The 26,251-nt window shown below is 42.1% G+C and carries 28 protein-coding genes; 7 read left to right on the plus strand and 21 right to left on the minus strand.

The window, feature by feature from the left end:
• Positions 1 to 5: 5 nt before the first annotated feature.
• Genes NSQ64_RS16570 through NSQ64_RS16580 form a run of 3 tightly spaced genes read right to left on the minus strand, consistent with a single transcriptional unit; the run spans position 6 to position 1,527 of the window.
• Positions 6 to 776 (minus strand): TIGR01457 family HAD-type hydrolase, encoded by a 771-nt coding sequence (locus NSQ64_RS16570; protein WP_341017344.1) that lies wholly within the window; start codon positions 774 to 776, stop codon positions 6 to 8.
• 21 nt (positions 777 to 797) lie between these two features.
• Positions 798 to 1,232 carry a DUF86 domain-containing protein gene (locus NSQ64_RS16575; protein ID WP_024719757.1) on the minus strand — a complete coding sequence of 145 codons (435 nt, stop codon included), beginning with the start codon at positions 1,230 to 1,232 and terminating at the stop codon, positions 798 to 800.
• Positions 1,233 to 1,251: 19 nt separating this feature from the next.
• Positions 1,252 to 1,527, minus strand: coding sequence for a YutD family protein (locus NSQ64_RS16580; protein ID WP_008346837.1), 276 nt, complete (start codon positions 1,525 to 1,527; stop codon positions 1,252 to 1,254).
• Positions 1,528 to 1,647: 120 nt separating this feature from the next.
• Between NSQ64_RS16580 and NSQ64_RS16585 the strand changes: the two genes are divergently transcribed.
• Positions 1,648 to 2,283: a YhcN/YlaJ family sporulation lipoprotein gene (locus NSQ64_RS16585; protein WP_007500413.1), complete on the plus strand. Its 636-nt coding sequence runs from the start codon at positions 1,648 to 1,650 to the stop codon at positions 2,281 to 2,283.
• 39 nt (positions 2,284 to 2,322) lie between these two features.
• Here NSQ64_RS16585 and lipA read toward each other — a convergent pair whose 3' ends face one another.
• Positions 2,323 to 3,219, minus strand: a complete 897-nt coding sequence (gene lipA, locus NSQ64_RS16590; protein ID WP_008360456.1) for a lipoyl synthase — start codon at positions 3,217 to 3,219, stop codon at positions 2,323 to 2,325.
• 323 nt (positions 3,220 to 3,542) lie between these two features.
• Between lipA and NSQ64_RS16595 the strand changes: the two genes are divergently transcribed.
• Positions 3,543 to 4,487, plus strand: a complete 945-nt coding sequence (locus tag NSQ64_RS16595) for a M23 family metallopeptidase (RefSeq protein WP_341018354.1) — start codon at positions 3,543 to 3,545, stop codon at positions 4,485 to 4,487.
• Positions 4,488 to 4,568: 81 nt separating this feature from the next.
• On the opposite strand, the gene NSQ64_RS16600 is transcribed toward NSQ64_RS16595, so the two are convergent.
• Positions 4,569 to 4,799, minus strand: a complete 231-nt coding sequence (locus NSQ64_RS16600; RefSeq protein ID WP_008346846.1) for a hypothetical protein — start codon at positions 4,797 to 4,799, stop codon at positions 4,569 to 4,571.
• 223 nt (positions 4,800 to 5,022) lie between these two features.
• Between NSQ64_RS16600 and NSQ64_RS16605 the strand changes: the two genes are divergently transcribed.
• Positions 5,023 to 5,487 carry a DUF2691 family protein gene (locus tag NSQ64_RS16605; protein WP_341017348.1) on the plus strand — a complete coding sequence of 155 codons (465 nt, stop codon included), beginning with the start codon at positions 5,023 to 5,025 and terminating at the stop codon, positions 5,485 to 5,487.
• A 78-nt stretch (positions 5,488 to 5,565) separates the two neighbouring features.
• On the opposite strand, the gene yunB is transcribed toward NSQ64_RS16605, so the two are convergent.
• The 4 genes from yunB to NSQ64_RS16625 form a co-directional block, all read right to left on the minus strand.
• Complete coding sequence (gene yunB / locus NSQ64_RS16610) at positions 5,566 to 6,336, minus strand: sporulation protein YunB (RefSeq protein WP_007500406.1); 771 nt, start codon at positions 6,334 to 6,336, stop codon at positions 5,566 to 5,568.
• 69 nt (positions 6,337 to 6,405) lie between these two features.
• Positions 6,406 to 6,711 carry a YunC family protein gene (locus NSQ64_RS16615; protein WP_007500404.1) on the minus strand — a complete coding sequence of 102 codons (306 nt, stop codon included), beginning with the start codon at positions 6,709 to 6,711 and terminating at the stop codon, positions 6,406 to 6,408.
• Between the two features lie 67 nt (positions 6,712 to 6,778).
• On the minus strand, positions 6,779 to 8,152 hold the full coding sequence (locus NSQ64_RS16620) for a bifunctional metallophosphatase/5'-nucleotidase (RefSeq protein ID WP_341017351.1): 1,374 nt from the start codon (positions 8,150 to 8,152) through the stop codon (positions 6,779 to 6,781).
• 63 nt (positions 8,153 to 8,215) lie between these two features.
• The gene (locus NSQ64_RS16625) at positions 8,216 to 9,067 is read right to left on the minus strand and encodes a DUF72 domain-containing protein (RefSeq protein WP_008346854.1); all 852 of its coding nucleotides are present in this window, start codon (positions 9,065 to 9,067) and stop codon (positions 8,216 to 8,218) included.
• A 318-nt stretch (positions 9,068 to 9,385) separates the two neighbouring features.
• Between NSQ64_RS16625 and NSQ64_RS16630 the strand changes: the two genes are divergently transcribed.
• Positions 9,386 to 10,558 carry a PucR family transcriptional regulator gene (locus NSQ64_RS16630; protein WP_341017354.1) on the plus strand — a complete coding sequence of 391 codons (1,173 nt, stop codon included), beginning with the start codon at positions 9,386 to 9,388 and terminating at the stop codon, positions 10,556 to 10,558.
• A gap of 64 nt (positions 10,559 to 10,622) precedes the next feature.
• Positions 10,623 to 11,780, plus strand: a complete 1,158-nt coding sequence (locus tag NSQ64_RS16635) for an oxalate decarboxylase family bicupin (RefSeq protein ID WP_007500396.1) — start codon at positions 10,623 to 10,625, stop codon at positions 11,778 to 11,780.
• A gap of 48 nt (positions 11,781 to 11,828) precedes the next feature.
• Here NSQ64_RS16635 and NSQ64_RS16640 read toward each other — a convergent pair whose 3' ends face one another.
• Positions 11,829 to 13,022: an MFS transporter gene (locus NSQ64_RS16640; protein WP_008346860.1), complete on the minus strand. Its 1,194-nt coding sequence runs from the start codon at positions 13,020 to 13,022 to the stop codon at positions 11,829 to 11,831.
• A gap of 163 nt (positions 13,023 to 13,185) precedes the next feature.
• Positions 13,186 to 14,421 (minus strand): pyridoxal-phosphate-dependent aminotransferase family protein, encoded by a 1,236-nt coding sequence (locus NSQ64_RS16645; RefSeq protein ID WP_096882173.1) that lies wholly within the window; start codon positions 14,419 to 14,421, stop codon positions 13,186 to 13,188.
• Between the two features lie 173 nt (positions 14,422 to 14,594).
• On the opposite strand from NSQ64_RS16645, the gene NSQ64_RS16650 reads away from it, so the two are divergent.
• The gene (locus NSQ64_RS16650) at positions 14,595 to 15,473 is read left to right on the plus strand and encodes an endonuclease I family protein (RefSeq protein WP_341017359.1); all 879 of its coding nucleotides are present in this window, start codon (positions 14,595 to 14,597) and stop codon (positions 15,471 to 15,473) included.
• A 120-nt stretch (positions 15,474 to 15,593) separates the two neighbouring features.
• Here NSQ64_RS16650 and NSQ64_RS16655 read toward each other — a convergent pair whose 3' ends face one another.
• From NSQ64_RS16655 to NSQ64_RS16700, 10 genes are all read right to left on the minus strand, one after another.
• Positions 15,594 to 16,052 (minus strand): hypothetical protein, encoded by a 459-nt coding sequence (locus NSQ64_RS16655; protein WP_268383091.1) that lies wholly within the window; start codon positions 16,050 to 16,052, stop codon positions 15,594 to 15,596.
• A gap of 125 nt (positions 16,053 to 16,177) precedes the next feature.
• Positions 16,178 to 16,897, minus strand: coding sequence for an IucA/IucC family C-terminal-domain containing protein (locus NSQ64_RS16660; RefSeq protein WP_341017366.1), 720 nt, complete (start codon positions 16,895 to 16,897; stop codon positions 16,178 to 16,180).
• Positions 16,898 to 16,918: 21 nt separating this feature from the next.
• Entirely contained in the window at positions 16,919 to 17,956 is a 1,038-nt protein-coding gene (locus NSQ64_RS16665; RefSeq protein ID WP_041091855.1) for a FecCD family ABC transporter permease, read from the minus strand.
• Positions 17,949 to 18,965 (minus strand): FecCD family ABC transporter permease, encoded by a 1,017-nt coding sequence (locus tag NSQ64_RS16670; RefSeq protein ID WP_007500383.1) that lies wholly within the window; start codon positions 18,963 to 18,965, stop codon positions 17,949 to 17,951. Before NSQ64_RS16670 ends, NSQ64_RS16665 begins: the two co-directional genes overlap by 8 nt.
• 70 nt (positions 18,966 to 19,035) lie before the next feature.
• Positions 19,036 to 19,989, minus strand: coding sequence for an ABC transporter substrate-binding protein (locus tag NSQ64_RS16675; RefSeq protein WP_007500381.1), 954 nt, complete (start codon positions 19,987 to 19,989; stop codon positions 19,036 to 19,038).
• Between the two features lie 139 nt (positions 19,990 to 20,128).
• On the minus strand, positions 20,129 to 21,031 hold the full coding sequence (locus tag NSQ64_RS16680) for an alpha/beta hydrolase (RefSeq protein WP_281201486.1): 903 nt from the start codon (positions 21,029 to 21,031) through the stop codon (positions 20,129 to 20,131).
• 70 nt (positions 21,032 to 21,101) lie between these two features.
• On the minus strand, positions 21,102 to 22,013 hold the full coding sequence (locus NSQ64_RS16685) for an alpha/beta hydrolase (protein ID WP_045034561.1): 912 nt from the start codon (positions 22,011 to 22,013) through the stop codon (positions 21,102 to 21,104).
• A gap of 291 nt (positions 22,014 to 22,304) precedes the next feature.
• Positions 22,305 to 22,733, minus strand: coding sequence for a phosphate-starvation-inducible protein PsiE (gene psiE / locus NSQ64_RS16690; RefSeq protein WP_024719769.1), 429 nt, complete (start codon positions 22,731 to 22,733; stop codon positions 22,305 to 22,307).
• Positions 22,734 to 22,770: 37 nt separating this feature from the next.
• Positions 22,771 to 24,078 carry a HAMP domain-containing sensor histidine kinase gene (locus NSQ64_RS16695; RefSeq protein WP_341017378.1) on the minus strand — a complete coding sequence of 436 codons (1,308 nt, stop codon included), beginning with the start codon at positions 24,076 to 24,078 and terminating at the stop codon, positions 22,771 to 22,773.
• Positions 24,065 to 24,760, minus strand: coding sequence for a response regulator transcription factor (locus NSQ64_RS16700; protein WP_046344423.1), 696 nt, complete (start codon positions 24,758 to 24,760; stop codon positions 24,065 to 24,067). The genes NSQ64_RS16695 and NSQ64_RS16700 overlap by 14 nt, the downstream gene beginning before the upstream one ends.
• Before the next feature lie 237 nt (positions 24,761 to 24,997).
• Here NSQ64_RS16700 and NSQ64_RS16705 point away from each other — a divergent pair, with 237 nt between their 5' ends.
• Positions 24,998 to 26,203 carry a DUF418 domain-containing protein gene (locus tag NSQ64_RS16705; protein ID WP_341017382.1) on the plus strand — a complete coding sequence of 402 codons (1,206 nt, stop codon included), beginning with the start codon at positions 24,998 to 25,000 and terminating at the stop codon, positions 26,201 to 26,203.
• The last annotated feature ends 48 nt before the right edge of the window (positions 26,204 to 26,251 follow it).

Raw genomic sequence — 26,251 nt, forward strand, 5'->3', positions numbered from 1 at the left:
TTTCATTAAGATAATCGTTCAATCCACTCAGATAATGAATCAATGACATAGGTTGGCTGTTTGTCATATTTCTGAAGCAGCTCTTTTGTCGTGACGCCTGTATGGACAAGCAGTGTATCCATCCCTGCATTCATCCCTGCCATAATATCGGTATCATAGTTATCGCCCACCATGAGCGTCTCTGACACATCTGTCCCGAGCACCCGCATGGCCTGTTCCATAATGATAGACTCTGGCTTCCCGATAAATGTTGGCTCCACTGTTGTCGTAACCGTCAGCACAGATGTTAACGATCCATTTCCAGGTAACAGCCCTCTTTCTGTCGGAATGGCAATATCTCCATTTGTTGAAACAAATTGTGCACCTTGACGGATCGCAATGGCTCCTACCGCTAGTTTTTCATATGTAATACCGCGGTCTATTCCAACGACAACGAAATCAGCGTCTTCTTGACCAAACGACAAGCCTTTTTCTTCGATGGCCTGCTGAATTCCTTCTTCTCCGATCACATACACCGAGGCATCTTTCTTTTGTTCTGCGATATAGTTTGCCGTCGCCATACTTGTTGTAAAGACTTGGTCTTCCGTTGCTGGAATATCGAATGAAACCAGTTTCTCTGCTACTTGCTTCGGTGTGCGCGAAGAGTTATTCGTGACAAACAAATAAGGGATGTTCAACTCATTTAACTTGTGAACAAATTGCCCCGCCTCTTCAATCTTTTCTGTTCCTTTATACATCGTCCCGTCTAAATCAATTAAATAGCCTTTGTATTTCATGCTGCATACAACTCCAATGGTTTATTTAAACGCTGATACTGGTCCAAGCTCTTGCTCCAAGTAAGTGCGAATTCGATTCGGGAAGACTTGCAGCGCCTGTTCTACCTCACTGATGACCTGCAACAAATCGTGATGAACCACTTCTTGGTATTGCTGAACAAGTGTTTTACGGCACGAGACCAGTTTTTTCAGGTGAGTGCCTTCTTCTGTTGGTACAACTTTTTCGTCCACAAGAATATCCATGATGTCGTCATAGCTTCCTGGGTCCCGCATGATAAAGCCGTCAATCATATCATTTCCTGTATCAAGAATACATTCGACGAGCAAATGAACAATTCGTTCCAGCGCTTTTTTTTCTAAAGGGCTTGACCATGTTTGATGACTGCGCATCAAATCATATTGCTCCTCAAAAAAACGTAATGTCTCTTCAATCTTCTTTCTGTCTACGAAATACATCATGACGCTCCCCTTTGCGTTATTTTCTAATCCGCTTTAAGACAAAATAGGCACAGCCAAAATTACAGTATTCATAAATGTATTCATCGAGTGTACTGATTTTTGTATCGAATGTGGCCTTTTGGTTTTGGTCATCAAAAAACCCCTTCAGCCTAAGCTGGTTATAGCCCCAATCCCCCACAATATAATCATACTTATTTAAAATATCTGAGTACCTTGCTTTAAACGCTTCCTCATCAAAGCCGTCTTTGATTTCTCTGACAAGATCAAAGGTAGCATTCTGAATGACGATCATCTTCTCACCTCTTTTTAAACGATCCACCTTTAATGATAATTCATTGGAACAACTCCATCAATTGCTAAAGCATGTTTTTTCCGATTTAGCCGAAGCTAAAGAAAAAAGGAGGTCACATTTATGATGAAACAACTGACAGCCACTATTCTCCTATGCATGCTTTTAGGCGGGTGCGGCTTTCAATCAGGCATGAACCGGCAAGTGGATGAAGATTCTTCCAGCAAGACAATCCGCCTGTCTGATCGTCATGAAGGAAATAATTCCAACATGCCAGAAGCAGATACGAATCGAGCAGGCTATGTTCGTTATCAGCGCCAGCAAGTAACCGATCAGAAGGAAAGAACCCCTGCTTTAAATCGTGAGCACCTTGCCCACGTGATTACAAGTTTAGCCATCCAGCTGCCAAATATAAAGGATGCAGCAACACTTGTCACAGACGAGGATGCCCTCATTGTGTATCGAACAGGCAACAAAAACCGAGATGAATCAGCCGATCAAGTGAAAAAAACAGCGGTTTCTGTTCTCCCTCGTTATTATCATGTGTACGTCTCTGATAACCCAGAGCACTTTCAATCCATTGCCAATTTTTCACGTCTTCAAACCAACTCACGTGATTTTGATCAAATTTTAACGAAAACGATTCAACAAATGAAATACTCTCCTCAAGGCGGAGATATTTCAACGAAAGAAGATGCCAATGGCATGACGAATTCCGATCGGACCATGAGACGAAACGCACCTTACGGCCAAAATTAATACGAGAAAAAACGCCAGAGAGCTCTGGCGTTTTCTTTGTTATGCTTGCGCCTGACGCTTCTTAGACGCTTCGTTTACTTGTTCGTCTGCATGATAAGAAGAACGGACAAGCGGTCCAGCTTCACAGTGGCTAAAGCCTTTTGACATGGCAATTTCCTTCAGCTCTGCAAACTCATCTGGATGGTAGTATTTTTGCACTTTCAAATGCTTTTTCGAAGGTTGTAAATACTGACCAATTGCCATGATGTCGACGTTATTGGCAAGAAGATCATCCATAACTTCAATGATTTCTTCCTTCGTTTCACCGAGTCCAATCATAATGCTTGATTTCGTTGGAATGTCAGGCTGCATTTCTTTTGCACGACGCAAGAATTCCAATGAACGATCGTATGTAGCCCGCGCACGAACTCTTGGTGTTAACCTGCGTACTGTTTCAATATTGTGATTTAAAATATCAGGGCGTGTATCCATTAACGTTTTCAAATTATCATAATTGCCACCCATGTCTGAAGGGAGAACTTCAATTGTTGTGAATGGACTTTTTCTTCTAATGGCACGAACAGTTTCAGCAAATACGCCTGCTCCGCCATCTTTTTGGTCATCCCTTGCAACCGCTGTTATAACAGCGTGCTTTAAATTCATCAAAGCCACTGAATCTGCCACGCGTTCTGGCTCTTGCAAGTCTAACTCAGTAGGAAGTCCGGTTTTCACCGCACAGAAACGGCATGCGCGCGTACAAACAGATCCGAGGATCATAAATGTAGCAGTTCTTCTCACTGCCCAGCATTCGTGAATATTCGGACATTTCGCTTCCTCACAAACGGTATGCAGGTTGTTTTCCCGCATCATTTTTTTCAAACCGGTATAGTTTTCATTCGTATTCAGCTTAATTTTAAGCCAGTCCGGTTTTCTTACGTGCTCTTCCTTCTTTGCCAATTCCATCATCTCCATATGAATTCGTTAAAGGTGCATATACAATAATCTTCCTGCTATATACGATGGATGCAGCTGTTGCCGCAAAAAATTGAATCTTCGGCCTAAGGCCTTTTCTTTAGACACTTTAACATAGTACAGATTGAACAACAAGGGAATGAGCTGCAAAAATACCCAAAAGACTCCTAAAATAACAGAAGAAAATTACTAACATTTTCTTCTTATGAAATAACGTGTTCAAACCACACTAAACGGTAGAAGGTATGTTCGAAGAAAGGAGATGGACGTTTGTGAAAGTGGTTTTAGCCATCATCATCGCTCTTTCAATGATTCCCGCATCAGTCCATGCACAAGGGGCAAACAAACAGCCCGATGAATTAAAACAGCGAATGGCACTGTATGAAAAGATCGCCATCACCACACAGATCCCGTGGTATGTACTTGCTGCGGTTGATCAGTATGAACACAATATACGCAAAAGCAGAAGAGATTTACCAAAACAAACAGGTGTGATTGGCATCTACATTCCCCGGGAAATGTGGATGGGACCAGAAAACCCCAATAAGCAGGATACCTCTCCATTAAGCATTAAAGTTTTTGACGGTATTGGGCTTGATGGTAATGGGGATGGAAAAGCGGAAATCGATAACGATGAAGATGTCCTGTTCACGTTTGCTCAATACTTGCTCCATTACGGCAGCAGCATCGATCAATTAAAAATTGCGCTGTGGGATTATTATGGACGTGATCAAACCGTTGGAATTATTTCATCTTTTATGAAGCTCTATAAGCATTACGGCCATCTTGACCTTGGAAAGCATGCGTTTCCTCTTCCGGTTGGCGCTGACTACAGCTACAGGAGTACATGGGGTGATGCGAGAGGCTTTGGAGGCAGAAGAATTCATGAGGGCACTGATCTTTTTGCTCATTACGGTCTTCCTGTTCGTGCGACATCGTACGGCGTGATTGAAATGAAAGGCTGGAATCGCTTTGGCGGCTGGCGGATCGGCATTCGAGATATTCATAATCATTATCATTATTTTGCCCACTTAAATGGCTTTGCAAAAGGACTCAAAGCTGGGCAGATTGTAGAACCTGGTCAAGTCATCGGATCAGTCGGAAGCTCCGGTTACGGTCCACCTGGCACAGCAGGAAAATTCCCGCCACACCTTCATTATGGCATGTATAAAGACAATGGACGAACTGAATGGTCGTTTGATCCTTACCCTCATTTAAGGGCATGGGAAAGAGCCGAGCGGAAACGTCGATAAATAAAAGGAGAAGTTTAGCGATACCGCTTGCTTCTCCTTTTGATATGTATCAACATTTCCCCGGTCATCACTTGTCTACTGTTACTGCTTATGCTTCTCTTTCAATCCTAAAACTAAAAAAAGAATACCCATGATGAAAAAAAGGAGATACACAACTGTTACTTCAAGTGGAATCATGTCAAACATCCCTCTAAATAAGTCGACACTCAAACTGTCACTCCCAGCTAATAATATCGATGCTGACATATACTTAGCACTAAATACAATGGCAAATACTAAAAAACAAAACCCGCTTACATGAATTTTCTTCATATCAATCAAATCCTCCTCTCACTTTCATAACTGACGATCGTGAAAAATCAGCCTTCAGGATAGCTACACTATTCAAAAAAGGAAAACAATGAACATTTATCATGGCACGTGATCCGTATGGAATCAAGTGGTTAATTAGGATAAGATGAACAGATCACATAAAAAAAGGCTAAGCATCGCATCCAATGAATAATTACTTCACAAAGAGTTAGGGGGTTGTTTTTTGAAAAGAGGAATGACCTTTACCATTCCAAATGAATACGGAGTCTTCCTTGGAGAAGTGCTAAAACCGATCGACATCACCAAATTCAGCTGGCGAATCGATACCGAAGACTCGAATATACTAGTTGATGGCCAAAAAGATGACGAACTTTTTCCTGAAGGTAAAACAGAAATGGACGGTATAGAACTCAAACACCTCATTGAAAACAAGACGTATTATATGATTTTCGCCGATTTACAAGCATATCCAAAAGGGACATTGTCTCATATTAAGACCTATGAAGAATTTATTGAAAGCCAATGCGAGCTTGTTCTTTTAGTGGCCGATTGCTCCTATGTCACGATCTATTGCAAAAATAAGGGAACACTCGAATGGCTATACAAGAATGCAGTTGAATGTGGATTTGAAGACGTGACCTATATCACCGATGAAAATGATGCAAGGACAAGACTGTCTGTTTCGTAACAACAAAACGTTCATCACAAAAACACTATATGCAATCACAGCGTATGAAAAAAACAGCCCAATTCGTCCATTGGGCTGTTATTCTTTCTTCTCCTTTTTTTCTGGCAGAACAATCGATGGAGCGCCTGAATTTGTTCCGCTGCCATTATAATAATCTGGGACATCTCCTTGAACGGCTTGAATGGAGACAGGCACGGAGTTTTTGACGACGATGGTTTCTGAGGCGAATGGGATGATGACTCTCACCTTCACCTCAATGAGCACACTAATATCAATCAAGGCATTGTTGATGCCATAAGGCTTAATGTTTTTTTCAACGTCCGTATGCGGGTCACCAATGACACTGAATCGTACAGGCACTTTTGGTCCTAGGTTGGCGATAAGTGCATTTCCGGACGCTTGCCCAAGCGGAATGTTATATATAATGCCGTCATGTCCATCTGTTTGATCCTTTAATGCTTCTTTTGCCTCTTTTTGAAAATTCCCCTTTTCAATGTCCTCTAGATTTTTTTGAAGGTGACGTGACAGGTCAGCCATTGCTTTCGATGTTGCTTGCGCATTGAAGTCGATAGTTGTCACTTTTCCGTTCTCACTTGTATTCATCACAACCATATCCTTCATATTCTCCTGATCATCTGCAAAATCCTGAACAGAATATTGGATAAGATGATTGGCGATTCGTTCTGTTTCTAGTTCAGCAATGTGAATCAAAGTTGGTTTAATGGAACGATTGATGAAGAATAGGCTAATGACAGTTGAGAGCACAAAAAATAATATGGCAAGCAGCATGACATAACGAAATGGCAGAGGGCCCTTTTTATAGGGGCGATAACGGCGGTTCAATCTCAATAAAAAATCCCCCCTTCTCCATTACAAGTGTATGCAGACAGGCGGGGGGATAGGAATCATCTGTTCATTTTATTTCACCATTTTTAATAATGCATCTCTTCCAATTGTGCCAGCATGAATGCCGAGCGACTCAGCGGCATATGTCACAGATTCTAAAGGTGCATCCAGCAATTGCTCGATGGTTCTTACACCGACTGCTCTTCCTGCGATGATTCCTCTATCTGCAAGCTTTTCATTTAGGAGCCCGACATCAAGTGCACCGCACATAATATAACCATGCTCATTTGTCACTGCCATGAAATTGGTCTTTGGCAGTTTGACGGTGACGGCTGTAAAGGAATGGCCATCAATTGTAATAGGTGTTAAATTCACCATATCCTTTCACTCCCTTCAACACAATCTATGTGAAGGGAGGGCAAGTGTTGTTAGGCTGGAGCGGATTTCACTTTGCGTCCTTCAATCGCCAGCTCAGGACATCACGTAAAAATTCCGGCATGAAATATTCAATGTGTTCATGGTCACGTATATGGGGAAAAAGAGAGCCAAGTGTATACATATCCACTGTGCCAACCGTATAGGAATCATCTTCTTTGACGAGTTGATCGTTTACATAGACCTCTTTTACTCGTTTGGCTTCGCCCTCTTCTAATGTATAAGTCAGACCGCTGTATAGCATTTTCCCCATCAGTTCGCCTCTAAACCCAAAGCCTTTGATGCGTAGCTGTTCCATTTTTTCTTCACAGCCACGAGACACTGTTTCGACCAATTGCTTCCCAGTAAGTGTCACCCTGATTGGATTAATGGGATGCGGGCATATCCGGTGAATGTCTTCTCTTGTGACGATGCCAGCCTCTAATGAATCAAGCACCATCCCAGCATTCATCATGCCGATATCTGCCTCGCACCATTCTTTAATGGCATCTGTTAAAAGTTGCGGAAGCTGGGAGTCATCAAACCACTTTGTTTCGAGCTTTGATTTAATGGATGTCACTTTTTCCTGCATGAGTGACTTCGCTCGTCTTTCTGCTTTCTGTAAAGTCGTGATCGCTTCATCGGATTCACTGATCAGCTGGTCCACTGATTGCACCGTCGCTTTTTTCTCGATAAGCTCGCTACTCGCTGTGTCAATGGTCAGCTCGACACAGCCAATATAATGCCCATACTTTTCAGCACATGCAAGAAGAACGCCATTATCCATCTCGCCCTGTTCTAAAAGATGATGCGTATGTGAGCCTAAGATGATGTCGATTTCCGGGAAGTCATGGGCTACCTCTCGATCATGGATGATGCCTAGATGGGAAAGAAGAACAATGACATCGGCTTGTCCTTTCACTTCTTGTAGCATCTCCCGTATGCTCTCAAATGGGTCTGTAATGTCCCAGCCCAGCTTTTCATAGACAGGTGTATACGCAATGGTCACCCCTAAGACGGCGATCTTCAGTCCATTGTTCAACGTGATCACTTCATAAGGCTTTGCCCACGATGGTCTTTTGCCTTTTTCAAATAAATTAGATAAAATCACCGGGAATTGCGCGTCTTTGTACAATTGGTCGAGCTGCTCATGAGGCAACGTAATGCCTTCATTATTACCAATTGTGATTCCATCATAGCCAAGCTGATTGAGAAGTTTGACATTCACTTTTCCATAATCCGCTTCTGATACAAGGTTTACTCGATCCATATGATCGCCAATATCAAATAAGAGCATCTGATCGTGAACTTGACGCTTTTCTTCAATATAAGCTGCGATTTTTGGCCAGTTTTCAAAGTGGCTGTGCAAGTCGTTTGTATGATATAACCATAGCTTCTGCAGCATGTTGATCTCTCCCTCAAGTTGTCACTGAACCGTCTCGTTCAAATTGAAAGCCCCAGCTCTCGTTTAACTAAATAAATCTAACTGCTTCGGGGATAAGCTTGAATACGTCAAATCCAGCAAATCAATCATTTGCTGGCCATTCGCTGCCGCATCTCCGCCTGAGTTATTATTAAATACGACATATACATCTTTCGATTGTTGATGCAGGATGTCGAGGTTCTTTTTCCATTCCTTTAGTTCAGCTTCATTATATAAATATAAGTAACGAACTTCACGCCAGTTCTCATGATCTGCCGGGTGAAGCCAGCCTTGTTTATTTCTTCCGTGGAAACGGACCAATGTTTTGTCACGGTGTGTGGCTTTTATGACTGGCGGTATAGACCCTTCTCCGACTTGCGGTTCATCACAGACGGAATGAATCCACCCTTCTTTCTCCATAAAGGATAAGGTTTGTTCATAAAACTCGTCTGAAAACCAAGTTCGGTTTCGGAATTCGAGTGCACAAGGAATGTCCCCCATCTTCTCCTTACACCATCTTAAATAGTGGACGTGCTCCTTTTTGCAATCAAACCATGGTGGAAATTGAAACAGAACCATCGCCAGTTTCCCTGCTCGAATGAGAGGAGTCAGTGAAAGAATAAAGGCGTCAAACATTTCTTCCTTTGAAGCAAACGGGATCTCGCCTCTTTGATGCCCGGTCATTCCTTGATATGCTTTCACAACAAATTGAAAGGCGTCTGGCGTATCTTTTATCCATTTTTCATGGTTCCGCTCAGGCTGAACAGCATAAAAGCTTGCATCCAGTTCCACAATGGGGAACGTTGATGCGTAGTGAAACAGCTTTTGAGAGCTGCCGATTCTCGGCGGGTACAGACTGTCATGATCTCCCCAGCCAGTTAATCCGATATAAATCATCTATCTCACCTCTTGCCACTTGCTTGTCTAAACGGATTTTCCCATTGAAAGTCTTTGTTTCTTGGGATACCCATCTTTCTGAAAGAAATTCTTCTGTCTACAACATATCATATTTACTCATTTTTCTGAATGAAGATGACTGATGTGACGTGATTTTGCCCTGCCATCTTTTTTGTGATATTACATCACAACTTTCTATCTAAATTGAATGGAGCTGATAACATAAAATTGATATCAGAGACTTTGACAGCGATTGTCCATTTTTTTATTCATCTTCACCAAAGGCTTCAGCTCTAAAAAAAAGGAGAATGAGTGGATATGAACATTGTCGATCATCATGTTGAAGCATTTCAAAAAGTGGCCCAAAGAATTCATCAGCCTGTCTATTTGATCAATCAGTATGGACGTATTCTTTTCACCTCACCCCAAGGTATGACAAATCCAGATTGGATACAAATGCTCCGCTTGTTTCACAGTACGCAGCAGCATTATTTTTCTATGGTTCATTCAAAAGAAAGCGTTTCTGTTTTTCCTATCTATATAAACGAACAAGCTTATGATTATTTAGTCGTTCCCGCCTTCATTCATCCTCAAGACGACATGGGGCTGCATTTGATAATTGAACAAGCTGTACATGCCATGTCCATTTCACGCATCAAACAACATGCCATCAAGCAATCGACAAAGCGAGCCAAAAATGAATGGTTTCGCAAATGGATGGAGGGCACGATTTCCTCAGAACAAGATGTTGCCTGTCTGGCACGCATGTTTGGATTAAACACAACGATTCCCTATTTATGTATCGTCTGTCAACTTGATCAGAGCAGTCATTTCACTTGTTTCCTTAAGCAGCAAACCCTTGTAGATGATGTGTTTGCTTTACTTGAAAGCACCCTTTCGCACTGTCCATTTCCCGCCTTTCTTTTTGTCAAAGGAGATATCGGCATCTTCCTTATAGAAGAGACTGGCGGCTGGCAGGCAATGAACAAATCGATCTGCTCTTTTTTAAAACAAATGCAGATCCTTATTAAACAGCATGTGAATGCCACCATTTCCTTTGGTGTAAGCTTAAGCGGTTATCTCATCACCGATCTGCCAAAAGGATTCAGTGAAGCTGCCCATGCTCTGCAATCAGGCCTGCTCTCATTACGAGCTGAATATATTCAGTTCTATCAAGCAAAAGATGTGTCAGATTTACTGAAGCTCATCCCACCAAAAGATTTAACAACATTCTATGAGCGGTATCTCCACCCATTATATGAACAATCACAAGTCGATCCAAACCTTCTCCACACCTTATCTGTTTATGTCGAAACACATTGCCATATTTCAGAAGCAGCCAAACGTTTATCTGTTCATCGCAACACCGTGATATATCGACTGGAGAAATGTGAAGAACTGCTCCAGATCAGCCTAAAAGATCCTGACGCAACATTGCGCTTGCGATTAGCTTTGCGGATTCAAAAGCACCTTTCAGCCGATTCCAATTGAATCTTTTTTTCTTACGCCTCATATATTTTGGAGGAGAAATGTGAATGACAAGGAGTGGTGTCAAATGGATGAGGAGATTCGTCACATCCCGCAACCGATTCGAGACGATGGGGCCGGCGCAACCGATTTAGGCCCGCGAGACGTTCTGCGCGATATGGAGAACCCAGATATGTTCGTTCCCCCTAAAACGGATGCGGGGACGATTCCTAATTTAAAATTTTCATATTCTGATACACATATGCACTTGAATCATGGCGGCTGGTCGAGGGAAATTACCGAGCGAGAGCTGCCTGTTTCAACAACGATTGCTGGTGTGAACATGCGGCTTACGCGCGGAGGTGTTCGTGAGCTTCATTGGCATAAGCAGGCGGAATGGGCATATATGATTTTAGGCAAAGCCCGGATCACATCTGTAGATGCAGAAGGACGGAATATGATCGCTGATGTAGAAGAAGGAGACTTGTGGTATTTCCCGCCCGGTATTCCGCACTCCATTCAAGGTCTTGAGGATGGCTGTGAGTTTCTCCTTGTGTTTGATGATGGTGCTTTTTCTGAATTTGATACGTTCACCATCACAGACTGGTTTGCTCATACACCAAAAGACATTCTTTCTGCTAATTTCGGCGTGCCAATCAAGCTGTTTGACCGCATTCCACATAAACAGCGCTATATGTTTCAAGGCTCTTCACCGGCATCCATTGAAAGCCAAACCGTCTCTGATCCATACGGCGGCATCAAACCGCCATTTACCCACCAGCTCCTTCGTCAAAAACCAATCGTGACCTCTGGGGGAACCGTGCGAATCGTCGACTCACGCAATTTTCCAGTATCTAAAACCATTGCTGCTGCACTTGTGGAGGTAAAACCTGGCGGGATGAGAGAAATGCACTGGCACCCGAATAATGATGAGTGGCAATACTATTTAACCGGTACAGCCAAAATGACGGTTTTTGGAGCAGGCGGGACAGCTCGCACCTTTAATTACAGAGCAGGTGATGTTGGTTATGTTCCTTTCGGAATGGGGCATTACATACAAAATATTGGGCAAACGAGCCTTTGGTTTCTAGAAATGTTTAAAAGCGATCGATTTGCTGATATTTCATTGAACCAATGGATGGCCTTAACCCCTCCTCAATTAGTGAAGGAGCATTTGCATGTGGACGATGCATTGATTCATGCGCTGCATAAAGAAAAATCACCAGTCGTGAAGTATGAGCGATGACGAAAAAAACCGATCCATTTGTGCTGATCGGTTTTTTCTATGCTGCCTTTACGATACGGCATGGGAATGTTGCTGCGCTTTTTTCGCCCATAAAATAGAAGCAATGAAACTCATACAAAGCACCAGCGTTCCAAACATAAATGGCAGCTCAATATTCACATCAAATAAAATACCCGCAAGACTTGGCCCGACGATATTCGCAAGGCTCATAAAGGAGGTATTGAGGCCGCCTGCTACCCCCTGCTGATTCCCTGCCATTTTAGATAGTAATGTATTGAGAGCTGGACGAACAAACGAGGTGGCCGATAAAAACAAAATGGAGCCCGTAAAAATCAGCCAAAAGGAAGGGGCAAAGCGGCAGGCGATCAGCATAAACGCCGCAGCTAAAAGGGCATAACGGACGACACGCATTTCGCCAAATCGTTTCACAAAGGTATTTACTAAAGCACCTTGAACGATGACACCCGCAAGTCCAGCTACCGTAATGACAAATGCAATATCCTTCGGTGTAAAGCCATGTTTTTGGTCCACATATAAGCCAAAAATCGATTCAAAATGAATGATTCCGAAATTCAAAACAAAGGCCAAGATAAACAAAAAACCATATGGTGTTTTTAAAGCCTGAATCATCTGCGTAAAAGGATTGAAATGAAGCTCTTTATTCAATCGTGCTTCTTCCTGCTTTTCCTTTGTTAAAGTTTCAGGTAAGAACAAGAAAGACAACAGCGTCGACAGAGCTGCAAAGGAACCAGCGATGAGGAAAGGAAAAGCAATCCCAAACTCAACCAAATAACCGCCTACGCCTGGTCCAATGACAAAGCCTAACGTCATTGCTGCACTAAATAGCCCCATTCCTTTCCCTCGATCCTTCTCACTTGTGATATCAGCGATGTATGCAAACATGGCGGGCATGAGTAAAGCTCCGGCAGCACCACCAAAAAACCGAGACACAAACAGCATCCAAAGCTGATCCGCAAATGCAAAAATAAACTGGGCAATCGTAAAGCCGGCAATCCCGGCAATAATCAATTTTCTGCGTCCAAATCGATCAGTCAGCGCTCCAGCGACGGGTGATAAAGCAAATTGTGTGAGGCCAGTTGCAGCAACGAGGAAACCAAGTGTTTTCCCAGTTGCGCCAAAGGCTTCAATATAACTTGGCATGACAGGAACGATCAGACCAAATCCAAGCATGGCAATAAAAATATTGAGCATCAAAATGTACAATCTGCCCATTTTTTTCATATTAAAACCTCTTTCTTCAAAATAAATGAAAATGATGACAAAAATGATAAGAACTTCTTCAGTATAGCGATATCGCTCTCTATAAGTCTAGTTTTTCAAAAAACAGCGTTTTTTCCCAAATAAAAAATACCCGCTGGTGGCGAGTATTTTGAGTATCCCTTTTTTATTCAGCTTGTTCATAGATGGAAAGAGCCGCCTGTAACCCAGCGCCACAATTGATGGCTGCGCCGTATTTCATCAAGATGGCTTCAAGGCCTGCTAAAACAAATAGAATATTTTCCTTTCGGCAGCTATAGCCCATTGAGCCAATTCTCCATATCCGTCCTGCAAGCGGTCCAAATGAACTCGCAATTTCAATTCCAAAATGATGAAGAAGATCAGCCCGGACCGCTTCTCCGTCGATATCATTTGGAATGACGATACACGTCACGACCGGCATTTTGCAGTCTGGATCACCAAATAATTCAAGCCCCATCGCTTCAAGTCCTGCCATTAAAGCCTTTTCATGAAACAAGTGGCGTTGAAAACGTTCCTCCAGACCTTCTTCTAGCACAAGTCGAACCCCTTCTCTCAGTGCATAAAGCATCGTTGTCGCTTCTGTATGATGATTTAAGCGCCTCGGGCTCCAATAATCTTGCAGCTGGCTTAGATCAAAGTAATTGCTTTTGATTGGAGAAATGTCTACCTGTTTTTGCAGTTCGTCCTGAGTTGCAATCCCTTTTTCTACTTTCTTTCTCGATTGTACGACGTCTGCCACTCGTTCATTATATGTGATCGGTGACATCCCTGATGGAACAGACAAGCATTTCTGCGAGCCCCCAATTGCCGCATCGATTTTCCATTCGTCTACCTTGACCTCGACACCACCAATTGTCGCCACAGCGTCTACAATAAAAAGCGCATCAAGCGCTCGGCATGCTTCACCAATTTTCTCAAGCGGCTGTATTCTTCCGGTAGATGTTTCACCATGAACCATCGCAACAATTTTCGGCTTGACTTGATGCATCTCTGCGATGATGTCGTCTTGCTTAAAAACCGTTCCCCATTCACATTCCATTGTATGTACCTCAGCACCATAGCGCTGTCCAATTTCAATCAGCAAATGACCGAAGCGTCCAAAGACCGGAACGAGCATCACATCTCCGGGCTCGATCACACTGGCAAGCACAGCTTCAAGTCCTGAGCGGGACGTCCCATCAATTGGATAAGCCCATTCATTTTCTGTTTGAAAAAGTGATCGTAATAAGGTCATCGTTTCATTCATGATCTCTGTAAATGCAGGGTCAAATTGACCAAGAATTGGTGTACTCATCACCCGAAGGACTCTCGGATCTACTTCGACAGGTCCTGGTGTCATAATGGTTCTAGAAGGTGTATGCAGTTCTTTCACGTTATCCATCCTCTCCCTTGCTGTGTCCATCCTTATATGCCCACTTATACAGCAATGCTGATAAAATAGCAATCTCTTTTCTTACGAATTGGTTACATAAAATTTACGATACATCCATTTATTTCTTTATGGCAATATGATAGAACTAAAGAGTATACATTCCCTATGAAGGAGGAAATAGAATGAAAAGATCTTTATTTGGAACTGTGGCCGCCGGAATCATGATTTTCGGTACATTTGCCGCTCCGCTGCCTCCCGTTGCAAATGCTCAAGGCTTTACTCTGAATGAACCGAGTCAAACCATCACCTTTTCCCCGTTACAGCTACAAACCGAAACATCTGCTCAACATGCGAAAACAACTGCTTCAAGTCAAATTGATTCCTATTACCAATCTGCTGCTGGCAAATCTGGGCCTGCTCTTAAGAAAGCATTACACGATATTATTGATGATCATACGCAGCTATCCTACAGCCAGGTTTGGGATGCATTAAAGAAAACGGATGAAGATCCAAAAAATCCAAGCAATGTGCTTTTGCTCTATAGCGGTATCTCCAGGTCAAAGCAAGCAAATGGAGGAAACGTGGGACAGTGGAACCGGGAGCATGTGTGGGCTAAATCTCACGGCAATTTTGGGACGAGCCAGGGACCTGGTACAGATCTCCACCACCTTCGGGCAACAGACGTACAAACGAATAGCACACGAGGAAATTTAGATTTTGATATAGGCGGAAATGAATACAAGGGAGCGCCGGGCAACTTCTACGACAGCGACTCATTTGAACCTCATAGCCGGGTGAAAGGAGATGTAGCAAGAATGCTCTTTTATATGGCCGTCCGATATGAAGGCGATGACCGCTTCCCAGATTTAGAATTGAACAACAAAGTGAATAATGGAAGCGCCCCTCTTCACGGCAAAATGTCTGTCCTATTGAAATGGCACAAGCAAGATCCAGTCGATCAAATCGAACGGAATCGTAACGAAATCATCTATCAAACGTACCAGCACAATCGCAATCCTTTTATTGATCACCCTGAATGGGTAAGCGATATTTGGGAATAAAAAAGAGAGGCACTGCTATGAACAAGCAGTGCCTCTTTCCATTACTATCTCTATAAAAGATGATCATACAACATCAAACACACTTCTCATCTTATAAAGATTCTGATCATTATGTTATGTTTATTCCCCCAATTTACTAATAATAATTCTTTCTACATTGCGATCTAAACAGAAAAATTCTATTTTGATATCATGCTTTGAATCCTTATAGCCTAAAATTTCATATCCCTGATCGTCATTTCTACGATAATAATTTTCACCTAGATAATTATAGACATCTTTTTTAGTTGAATGAATATTTATTGTGTTGTTTATATTACTTTGATTATTTTCTAAAGAGATTGCCACTATTTCTTTTCTATTATTCACTTTAAAATAATTTGAATTTGAAGTTTTAATCCACTCGTTTTCACTATAGTTTCTCTTTATTAATCCCAATTTCAATTCTCCCACCTTTAATTCAGTAAGATTTGTACTTTTTACTTTAAGAAAAGAGATGTGGTTTTTAAGTGGTTGAATGAAGAACAAGCCAATGATGATGATGAAAATAAAGATGATATATATGATAACTTTTTTCATATCAGTTCCTTCCATAAATGATTATATAATGAAACAATATAACATAAATATCATATTTAAATTTATACATAAATATTTAAGAAAAATCGAATCTAATAAAAAAACACCTTGGATAAGGTGTTTTTTTACTTTAGCGGACAGACGAGACAATAATCAAGACTTTCCGATTTCTTCTCAAGCTTATAATACATACAGCAAGTCTTTCGATTTGATGTGTCTAGCAAACTTTCATCTAAATTTAAGCTGTGCTGAAAAGGATTTTGCTTCGCTCCGAAAAGATCACCCGATGCCTTCTTCAGAAACAGATAATCCTCCCGTACGCGCTCTTTCATTTTAGGCTCTTCCGTTTCTCGCATCATGCTACGGTAAAGAGAATTGATACGTACCGCTACATTTTCCCATAAAATCGAATACGGAAGTCTTGAAGTACGTTTCAATACATCTAAAAGTGGTGTGACACACTGCGTAAATAGCGTGCGGATGACCTGTTCTCTCCACTCATGACGATCTCCTTCTAACTGAACAAATGAACAGAGCGTTTCATCTAGCTCAATTTTACGATCTTCTCTAAAGACACACGCCTCTGGTGAAAACCGGTAGACAGCATCATACATCGTCATCAAGTACAAAGTAGAACTAACAGCTAAATAGGCATAGCGTTTTGAAAACATGGACGCCGCCACTGCTATATTCGGTGCATGCATCGCTTCCTTTTCAGCTTCTAATAAACGTCTGATAGATGCTTCTGAAAAAAGCGCAGCAAGTGTGCGATCAGATGTCATTGGTCCATTTGTGATGTGTACCCCGAAATCAAGTAATTCTCTCTCAACCCACTCTGGCTTCATATCAAAACCCCCATCTTTCGTTTAACGATTTCGCTGTTGATATAACAAATAAATAAAGAACGGTGCACCAATTGCCGCCGTAAAAACACCTGCCGGGACATCTAACGGGAGAAAAGCCGTTCTCGCAACTAAGTCTGCCAGCATCACGAGAATACTTCCAACAAGCGCAGATGCTGGAACAAGCGCAATAAAGGAACGACCGATGATCATCCTTGCCACATGTGGCGCCATCAGTCCAACAAATTCAATACCACCTGCGAATGCAACGGCAATACCGGCTAATGTCACACTCATCAGTAGAAAGAATAACCTTTTTGCCTGTACTTTCACCCCGAGACCTGTTGCAAGATCATCTCCAAGCTCCTTTACATTCATCGTTCTTGCCAGCACCATGACAATCGGTAAAATAATCAATACCCAAGGAAGCATTGCGATGACGTCCTTCATTGTAGAACCATATAAACTGCCCGTCAGCCAGATGTATGACTTGGTCGTGGTCATCGTATCGCTGAGCACAAGAGTAAACGTCACACACGCCTTCATAATGGCGGAAATCCCAATCCCCATCAAGACGAGCGTGATCGGCTTGACGCCTTTTTTCCATGAAAGCAAATAAATGAGGCATGATACCGCAAAAGCGCCTGCAATTGCCCACAACGACTGATAAGCAATAGGCACAGTGCCCATCCAAAAGACGATGAACATAATGGCGCCAAACGACGCACCGCTCGTAATTCCTATGATGTCAGGCGATGCAAGTGGATTTCGAATGAGACCTTGTAAAATAAGCCCCGATACCGCAAGTGCCGCTCCCACTAAAATCGCAAGCAGGGTCCTTGGAATCCTCAACGTATTTAATACAAACGTATTTCCCTCACCTTGTCCGAAGATATGCAGCAGCACATCAGTAGGCGGAATAAAGCGGCTGCCCATACAAAGGCTCAGAATAAATAAACCAAAGGCAACGCCTGTCAATAATAGTAAAATCAAAAACGTCCGCTTTGAAAATTGAAATGAAATGCGCCCGCCCTTTGAACGCACTGTATATGTTTTAGCCACCTGTCTTCAACCCCTTGCGCACGAGATAAACAAATAGAGGCGCTCCAGCTACCGCCGTCATGACACCAATCGGTACTTCCTGCGGCATGATCAGAAAACGAGCGGCAAGATCTGCGACAAGTAAAAGCGACGCCCCTACAACGGCACAATACGGCAGTACCCAGCGGTGGTCAGGTCCAACAAGCTTTTTCACAATATGCGGCACAAGAAAACCAACAAATCCAATGGATCCTGCGACAGCGACGGAACCTCCTGCTAAAAAGACGACAAGTACCCCCATCGTCATCTTCAAAAGCAACGTACGCTGGCCAAGCCCTTTCGCAATATCATCACCCGATAAAAGGACATTGATCGAGCGGCCAAGAAGCAGCGCCACCACAGTCGCCCCAAGAATATAAGGCAGCACAGGCAGCAGCATATCTATACTTCTTCCTGACACTGAACCAGCCATCCAGAACAGGATGCTTTGAATGGACTGTTCATTCACGATTAAAAGTCCTTGAGTAAAGGACGCAAACAGAGCAGATATCGCAGCACCTGCGAGTACAATTTTGACCGGTGTCAGTCCGTCTCTTCCAATGGAGCCTAGAAGAAAAACAAGCATACCTGCAATGGCAGCGCCTAAAAAGGCCGTCCACATATAACCTGTTAACGACTCGGTAGAAAAGAAAACAATCGAAATCACAATAAAAAAGAGTCCACCTGCATTAATACCTAAAAGATCTGGTGCAGCCAGCGGATTTCTCGTCAATGCCTGCATGAGTGCACCTGAAATCGCTAGACTTGATCCAACAACCGTCGCAATTAAAGCTCTTGATAATCTGGATGTCATGACAATCACACTGTTTGGATCTGACTCATCAAACTGAAGAAACGCATGGATGGTGGCTTTGAGGGAAATTGAGGTTTGCCCAAGAGAAATACTGAGCATAAAAAAGACCAACATCAACACGATGAATCCAGCAAATAGCAGTGCCTTGCTCGAATCCTTTTTTAATAAACTTCTCATCTGATTCCCGCTTTCAATCTGTTATGGAAAAAGGAGAAAATGGTTTTTCACATTTTCTCCTCTGCTACACTTATTTATCAAGCCCTAGACGATCATAAATATCATCAAGCATCATGTTTGCAGCGGTGATACCGCCAGCCATGTTCCAAGTGATTTCATCAACTTTATGCACTTGTTTCGCTTTCACTGCATCAAGCTGCTTCCATAAAGGATGACTTGTCCACTCTTTATATGCTTTTTCAACTGCTTTATCCTGATCATCCATGAAGTAATAGATCACATCTGCATCCATTTGTGGAATGCTCTCTTTGTCTGTAAGTGTAATGATATCTTGCTTTTTATCTTTGACATTTTTAGGACCTTCAAAGCCTAGCTCTGTTAAAATTGAACCTGCAAACCCAGTTTGATAGATTCTTGCATGATCTGCACGGAAGTTCACCACAGACACACTCATTGGCCAGTTTTTAATGTCTTTCTTTGCTTTTTCTTTGAAGTCAGCGACGCGGTCATCCCACTTCGTCAGCAATTCTTTTGATTTGTCTTGCTTGTTTAACGCTTCACCCATTAAATTCACTGTGTCTTTAAAAGTGAACACTGTTTCTGTTGCAACAGTTGGAGCGATTTCTTTCAGCTGATCAAAAATTTGCTCGTGACGGATTTTTGATGCAATGATCAAATCTGGCTTCAGCTTTTCAATTTCTTCTAAGTTTGGTTGTGTTTCCTGCCCAACAATTTTGACACCCTTTAAATCATCTCTTAAATATTTATACGTAGGTGCTTCAAGCCAAGATTCTACAACACCCACTGGTTTAATGCCCATAGCGACGGCTGCATCAGTTGCTCCTTGATACAACGTCACTACACGTTTAGGCGATCCTTTAATTTCAGTTGAACCGATAGCGCTTTCAACGGTTCTTGTTTTCTCATTACTATCTGACTTGCCTTCACTGCTATTACTGCCACAAGCCGCAAGTAATACGATGGAGAGCACAACTAATAGCGACCAAAAAGATTTTTTGAACATGTACCTCACCTATCCATTCTATATGTAGTCATATCGTTTGATAACGATTCTCATTATCACACTATGATTTTATCATAGAAAAGGATGGTGTCAATGTAAATTTTTAAGAAAAAGGTAGAGTGTTGACTAGTTGTTCAGGTTAATTGGAACTTTTCCACATTTGGATGGTACGCCCAATCTTTTTTCCCGATTCTAGTAAAATGGACAAATGAGTATGGTTTTCTATCACTTGGTAAACAGATTGATTTTTCACCTGCTGATTTGGAAGCGCCAGATATGGATGAAATTTGTCTACGTCGTATAACTCATCCTCGCTTCCAACAAACATGCCATAAGGCTGGTCCAGCCTTGCAAATTGTTTTTGAGGTGCAGATGGCGTTAAGGCAAGAGACATATTGATGGTGATGCCTGTTAAAAGAAGTGGATCTTGTTCAATTACCCATGCTGGGTAGTGAAATCGTACAGCTTCTGAATGCCCCATCAGCCTTCCTTTTGTCATCGCAGATAGCACGAATTTCCAAACTTGAACTGTGGCAAAAGGGACTTGATTAGACTTCGCTGTGTCAGATTTGTAGCCAAATTCAGGAGCAATAAAAAAGTAACCGTCTACTTTTCTTTTTTCATCCCAAGATAGATATTGAAGCAGCAATCCAGCTCCAGAGGAATGACCACAAAGATAAAGTGCTCCTTCGTGCTGCTGTTTGATGACATCCACAACTTGCGAAATATCTTGCCACACGTCAGTGACTTTGGGTGTATCCCCCTTCTTTCCTTCAGAATATCCGTGGCCTCTCAAATCCAGCAGAAACACATTCACGTGAAAATCATGTTGCAATGTATAGGCGATATGCTCATAACCAGCCAAGCTGTGAGCGCCTCCACCATGAATGATGATCACATTGGTCTGCGTGTTTGTTTCTGATAAAAACGGATAATAAGCAAGACGTATGCCGTCATGTGATTGAATGAACTGTCTTTCTGGAATAGCTACAGGAGCTACTTCCTGCATACTTGTAAATGAGAACGGTTCTGTTTCGTTCATAATTAACTTTTGACCCCCAACTAGACACGAGAATGGCTAGAGCATTGCTGGCCATCCTCATGTTCGCATCCTATTTTGTCATGTCCCTCAAAGGGAACGTCTTACTCTCAATAATAGCGACAATTTGTTTTAACGCTTGGTTCGCTTCGGGAATAGGGAAGACAGGAAAGACGTGATTCATTTTTGGGTATTCGATATAATTGATGGGAACACCCTGCTTGTCTGCCATCTCTTTGAATTTCCGGGCATCTGGGAGAAAGAATTCATGAGTGCCAATAAAAACAGAAATTCGTCCTAACGATTTGATTTCTCCATAGATTGGACTGATCAAATGATGTGTTTCATCTGTATCACCTGCATAGGCTTTGCCCGATTCGATTAGTAAATCTAGGTTGAGCATTGGCTCTTTTGGAACCATTTTAGCGATATCAGGATTACTTAATGTCACATCAAGCCATGGTGATAATAGAATCAAGTTTCCAGGCTGCGGAAGACCTTTTTTTGCTAAGTATTGAGCAAAGGCCAACGATAAACCGCCGCCAGCAGAATCACCCATGATGACGATTTTTTCTGGTGTTCCTTTTTCTAAAAGAGCTTGGTAAACTGGGAGAACACTCTCGATTGCATCCATATACTGATGATTCGGTGCTTTAGGGTAAACTGGCACATACACCGTACTATTTAATTGCTTCGTCAATCGATCCAAGAAACGCCAATGCCATACGAGCGGCTGCTCAATATAGCCTCCTCCATGTAAAAATAGCACCTGATGATCATCTGGCTGCACATCTGATTTCAACATGTACGTATCGACTGAAAACGCGCTGCTTTTGGTGATGTGATATTTCTTTTTCAACTTCTCAGGCAGCACATAAGGTAATTGATTCGCCATTCTTCGTTCCTCTAAATACCCCTCAACATTCAGTTTCTTCTTTGTAAGTACAAGTAACCATTCAACAAACAAACTTTGAATACTTCGCATACGATCGACCCCTATAGATAGAATGATGACAATCAATGTCTAGGAAAAGAATGGTTTCTCTTTTTCTAAAGCATAACATAAGAACTTGTGAATCCGTTAACTGCTTTGGACAGAATACTTTTTCTATACATCTATTCATTTATGAACACCTGTCTATTTACATTATATTTTCTAGATCCATCATCATCAATTGTCAACCTTTCAATCATTGTTCATTAATCAACACATATTCAAAAACTGTTCATTTAAACACAAAAAAGACGGGTGTTGACCACTCGTCCTTCTTCTTCCTCACTTCACTTCCTCATGCTCATGAGCAGTATCTCTTTTGCTCGCGATAAAGAGTGCACAGGTCATCGCAAGAATGGCCAGTGCCCACCAGAATGTCGATACGGCCTGTTCATGATCAATGATAATCAAACGGATGACAGCTGTGATGCCAATATAAATAAAATAACGTAGCGGAAAATGAAAGTTGGATTTAAAGTATTTAATAATTAAGGCAATAAACTCAAAATACATAAAGAAGATCAGCAGCTCGCCAAGCATTCCATAATAGCTTTCTCCTTTGTTAAACACTGTTTTATAGACGAATTGTACGATGTACCATGTTTCACTAATTAAGAGTACGCTTAGCGCAATCGCTAGAAAGAACAGGCAGATATTCAGAAGGGCTTGCAGAAGATCAGGTACCTTTTGGAAATTGTTGAATCGTTTCATCAGATTGTTCCCCATTCCATGATGTTGTTTTTGCTCTCTACATTTTGGTATTCCAAAATCGCAGCACGATGTAGTAGGTATCGTTCTTTTCTCCACTTTCAAACTGTCCATGCATTCGGGACATCATCCGCTTGATGCTTCGTTCTCCGAGTCCATTGCTTTCCGGTATGATGTCTGTCTTTTTTATCGCATTGCTCACATGGATTTCAAAGACATCTTGGTCGGATAAAAAAGTGATCTGAATGTTCTTTTCAGGATCTGCGTATTTACGTAAATTTGACATCACATTATCAAACACTCTGCCAAGTTCCTCGACGTTTACGTTAATATAGCTATCCGGCATTTCGCCTACAATATGGACCGTGAAATTCTCCTGATGCAGCAGGGCGACCTGATCTGATAGAAGATCATAAATCACTTCTTTCACTGCAACGGTTTCAAGCTCTGACTCGTGCTCTTTATCTAGCAGGAAATAGGCAAATAGATTGTCAGACAGATTCTTTAATTGCAGGGCTTTTCCATACGCACTCGTTATATATTGCTCCTTGCGGGTATCCGCTAGAGCCTCCTCTTTTTTCGCAAATTCCAGATTCATGATGAGTGATGTCAGCGGGGTCCTCATATCATGCGACATTTCGGTCACTAAACTGCGGCTCTCTTCCTGCAGATCATCAATGGCCTGAAGCTTGTCCAAAAAGGCTGTTCTTAAATCCTCAATGCTCTTTGCAATCATGGCCAATTCATCATGCCCCTTCACTGTCATCTCATAATCGAGCTCACCGCCTTCAAGAATATGAATCTCTTCACGGATCGTTTGCAAGTAACGTAGGCTTCGGCGAATGCCAACAAGCACAATCAGAAGAAAAATGAGTGTTGCACCAAGCAGTTCTAGTGTAAAGGCGAGATCGTGATATCGAGAAGAGTAAAACCCGTCTACCATAACCCTACCTTCTCCGTCGCTAAATTGAACCGGGTAAGAATGACGCTTTGCGTAGTCGGTCACCTTTTCTTTCCCATAGGCCGATTCGTCAGCGGCAGAGTAAATCGAGTCATATTGAAGCACTTCATCCTTGTAAACAGTGAGATTAATATAATCTTCTTTTTTCACCCACTCACCGAATGCTTTTCGATCCGTTGAAGTCAGCTCATGTTCTGAAACGTAGCGGCTGAATGTTTGAATGTATCTGGCTGACTCTGCCTGATCATACTCATCTGAACTCAAATATCCTTCGATCAGGTGATCGGTGATCTTTTGCAGTGTCAAAAAGACAACACCACTTACGATAGCAGCGACCAAAATGAGCAGTGACAGCTTTTTGGTCAGCGTATATTTACGATGTGCCAAACCGGTATCCTCTCCCCCATTCTGTTTTGATATACACGGGACGAGCCGGGTCATCTTCAATTTTGGCACGCAGCTTTCGGATATGCACCATGACCGTATTGTTTGAACAATAAAAATAAGGCTGGCCCCACACGCTTTCATAAATATTTTGAGCAGAAAATATTTTGTTTCGTTTGTTCATGAGCAGTTTTAATATCCGATATTCTAAATCAGATAACTTGATTTGCTGCCCACTTTTCCACACTTCATTAAATTCCTCACTCACCTTCAGGCTACCGCCAACTAAATAGGTTTCTTCCTGTTCCTTTTTTTCCTGATAGATGGTATATCTGCGCAATTGCGCCATGACCCTAGCGTGAAGCTCCTCTTCTGAAAAAGGTTTTGTCATATAATCATCTCCGCCAGCGAGTAGTCCTTCGGTTTTATCCCATGTACTAGATCTGGCGGTCAAAAATAAAATTGGCACATTTGAGGTGGCTCTTATTTGCTGGCACGTTTCGATCCCAGAGATACCTGGCATCATAACATCCAAAATCACCAAATCAAGCGAATCATCTACAACATACAATGCCTGCTTGCCATTCATGGCTCTCAGCACCTCATACCCTGCACGTGTCAGAGATTCCTGCAAAAGATCACCGATCTCCTGATCATCCTCTACAACTAATATTCGATGGGTCATGTCTCAATCACCTCATCCTTCATGATGTTCATTCTTATATGTTATTACTATATATCATCTAACTATGTGAAAAGATACACCATAAATCTTAAGTGTTTATGAATATGATCAATTGCCATCAAGTTGTCACATTTATTTTCAAAAAATTGGATCTTCATAAATGATTAAGAATTGACCTGTATATTGATTCATTGAAGGATTTATCTTTAGATCCAATACACGAAAAGGAGCATAGATATGAATGTAAACAAGGTAGAACACGGACAACCAATGAGTCTCAAAGAACGGGTGCATTTCTTGGACATCGTACGAGGATTCGCCTTAATGGGGATTATTTTGGTCAACTATTTTTTGATTGTGGATTCGGTCAAGGGATTTGAGATGGAGTCTAATGATGGTTTTCACCACATTGTGAATTGGTTTGCCTCGGGGAAATTCATTACGTTATTTTCTTTTCTATTCGGGGTTGGTTTTATGATATTTATGGATCGAGCCGCTCAAAAGGTGGACAGCCCGAACAAGTTGTTTGCTCGCAGATTAACCATTCTCTTAGGGATCGGTCTTCTGCATGTCACGTTTGTATGGATTGGAGATATTTTAACCTATTATGCTGTCGCGGGTTTTTTACTGCTTTTCTTTTACAAACGCACAGCCAAAACCATCCAGTACTGGCTCATCACACTCTTTGTGATTCAATTGCTCACGCCTCTTTTCACCATGCTGCTCAATACCATCAGTACAGGATCATCAGGCAAGCCGGATTTTGCTGATTTTGAATTGACCAGTCACAACAGTCTTACTTATTTAGCATCGATAGGTGACCGGTGGACGGATATGTTCACGATGGCTTCGAGCTCATTTTCCACCGTCTATTCCATGTTCTTCATGTTTTTACTTGGTGTGTATTTTGTGAAAATGTCGTTTTTCAAAAACATGGAGACGAAAAAAGCGCTTTGGAATCGTATTTGGATGATTTGTACAATTGCTTTTCTTATCGCACTAGCCAGTACGATTATGACAGCGGTCAACTCTTTTGAACATACGCCATGGATGAACATTGTCTCTGCACTTGAGCAAAATGGGGGATTGACTGGCAGTATGTTTTATATGAGTTCCCTTGCGATGCTGTTTCTGCACATTCCTCAGCTGCGAGGTGCTTTAATGGTGTTCACCAAAGTCGGACGAATGTCCCTGACCTGTTATTTGCTTCACTCCATTATTGGCACAATGCTATTTCTCAAGTACGGAGCTGGACTTGCCGATCATCTTTCACCGGCTGGCACGTTCTTCATGGCAATTGGCGTGTATGCCTTCCTTGTCCTTTTCAGTACGTTATGGTTAAAGCGATTTAAGTCTGGACCGATGGAATTTATCTGGCGTCAGCTGACGTATGGGAAGGTCAATGACCAATCAAAAACAAATACATTTCAGGCGGCGAAGTAATAGAAAAAGGCGAATTACGACAGTTCGCCTTTTTTCATGTGTTGAGTT

Origin of the sequence: Bacillus sp. FSL W8-0183 (genome assembly GCF_038006825.1) — a bacterium.
Lineage (GTDB): Bacteria > Bacillota > Bacilli > Bacillales > Bacillaceae > Bacillus > Bacillus altitudinis.

Bases quoted from the DNA above. Each gene is read 5' to 3' on its own strand.
- NSQ64_RS16580 (WP_008346837.1), bottom strand. From the start codon at position 1,527: ATGATCGTCATTCAGAATGCTACCTTTGATCTTGTCAGAGAAATCAAA.
- NSQ64_RS16685 (WP_045034561.1), bottom strand. From the start codon at position 22,013: ATGCGAAGTATTCAAAGTTTGTTTGTTGAATGGTTACTTGTACTTACA.
- psiE (WP_024719769.1), bottom strand. From the start codon at position 22,733: ATGAAACGATTCAACAATTTCCAAAAGGTACCTGATCTTCTGCAAGCC.
- NSQ64_RS16615 (WP_007500404.1), bottom strand. From the start codon at position 6,711: ATGGTGAATTTAACACCTATTACAATTGATGGCCATTCCTTTACAGCC.
- NSQ64_RS16630 (WP_341017354.1), top strand. From the start codon at position 9,386: ATGAACATTGTCGATCATCATGTTGAAGCATTTCAAAAAGTGGCCCAA.
- NSQ64_RS16595 (WP_341018354.1), top strand. From the start codon at position 3,543: ATGATTCCCGCATCAGTCCATGCACAAGGGGCAAACAAACAGCCCGAT.
- NSQ64_RS16680 (WP_281201486.1), bottom strand. From the start codon at position 21,031: ATGAACGAAACAGAACCGTTCTCATTTACAAGTATGCAGGAAGTAGCT.
- NSQ64_RS16640 (WP_008346860.1), bottom strand. From the start codon at position 13,022: ATGAAAAAAATGGGCAGATTGTACATTTTGATGCTCAATATTTTTATT.
- NSQ64_RS16585 (WP_007500413.1), top strand. From the start codon at position 1,648: ATGATGAAACAACTGACAGCCACTATTCTCCTATGCATGCTTTTAGGC.
- NSQ64_RS16705 (WP_341017382.1), top strand. From the start codon at position 24,998: ATGAATGTAAACAAGGTAGAACACGGACAACCAATGAGTCTCAAAGAA.
- NSQ64_RS16570 (WP_341017344.1), bottom strand. From the start codon at position 776: ATGAAATACAAAGGCTATTTAATTGATTTAGACGGGACGATGTATAAA.
- NSQ64_RS16635 (WP_007500396.1), top strand. From the start codon at position 10,623: ATGGATGAGGAGATTCGTCACATCCCGCAACCGATTCGAGACGATGGG.
- NSQ64_RS16675 (WP_007500381.1), bottom strand. From the start codon at position 19,989: ATGTTCAAAAAATCTTTTTGGTCGCTATTAGTTGTGCTCTCCATCGTA.
- NSQ64_RS16700 (WP_046344423.1), bottom strand. From the start codon at position 24,760: ATGACCCATCGAATATTAGTTGTAGAGGATGATCAGGAGATCGGTGAT.
- NSQ64_RS16655 (WP_268383091.1), bottom strand. From the start codon at position 16,052: ATGAAAAAAGTTATCATATATATCATCTTTATTTTCATCATCATCATT.
- NSQ64_RS16660 (WP_341017366.1), bottom strand. From the start codon at position 16,897: ATGAAGCCAGAGTGGGTTGAGAGAGAATTACTTGATTTCGGGGTACAC.
- NSQ64_RS16575 (WP_024719757.1), bottom strand. From the start codon at position 1,232: ATGTATTTCGTAGACAGAAAGAAGATTGAAGAGACATTACGTTTTTTT.
- NSQ64_RS16650 (WP_341017359.1), top strand. From the start codon at position 14,595: ATGAAAAGATCTTTATTTGGAACTGTGGCCGCCGGAATCATGATTTTC.
- NSQ64_RS16625 (WP_008346854.1), bottom strand. From the start codon at position 9,067: ATGATTTATATCGGATTAACTGGCTGGGGAGATCATGACAGTCTGTAC.
- NSQ64_RS16600 (WP_008346846.1), bottom strand. From the start codon at position 4,799: ATGAAGAAAATTCATGTAAGCGGGTTTTGTTTTTTAGTATTTGCCATT.
- NSQ64_RS16645 (WP_096882173.1), bottom strand. From the start codon at position 14,421: ATGGATAACGTGAAAGAACTGCATACACCTTCTAGAACCATTATGACA.
- NSQ64_RS16620 (WP_341017351.1), bottom strand. From the start codon at position 8,152: ATGCTGCAGAAGCTATGGTTATATCATACAAACGACTTGCACAGCCAC.
- NSQ64_RS16670 (WP_007500383.1), bottom strand. From the start codon at position 18,965: ATGAGAAGTTTATTAAAAAAGGATTCGAGCAAGGCACTGCTATTTGCT.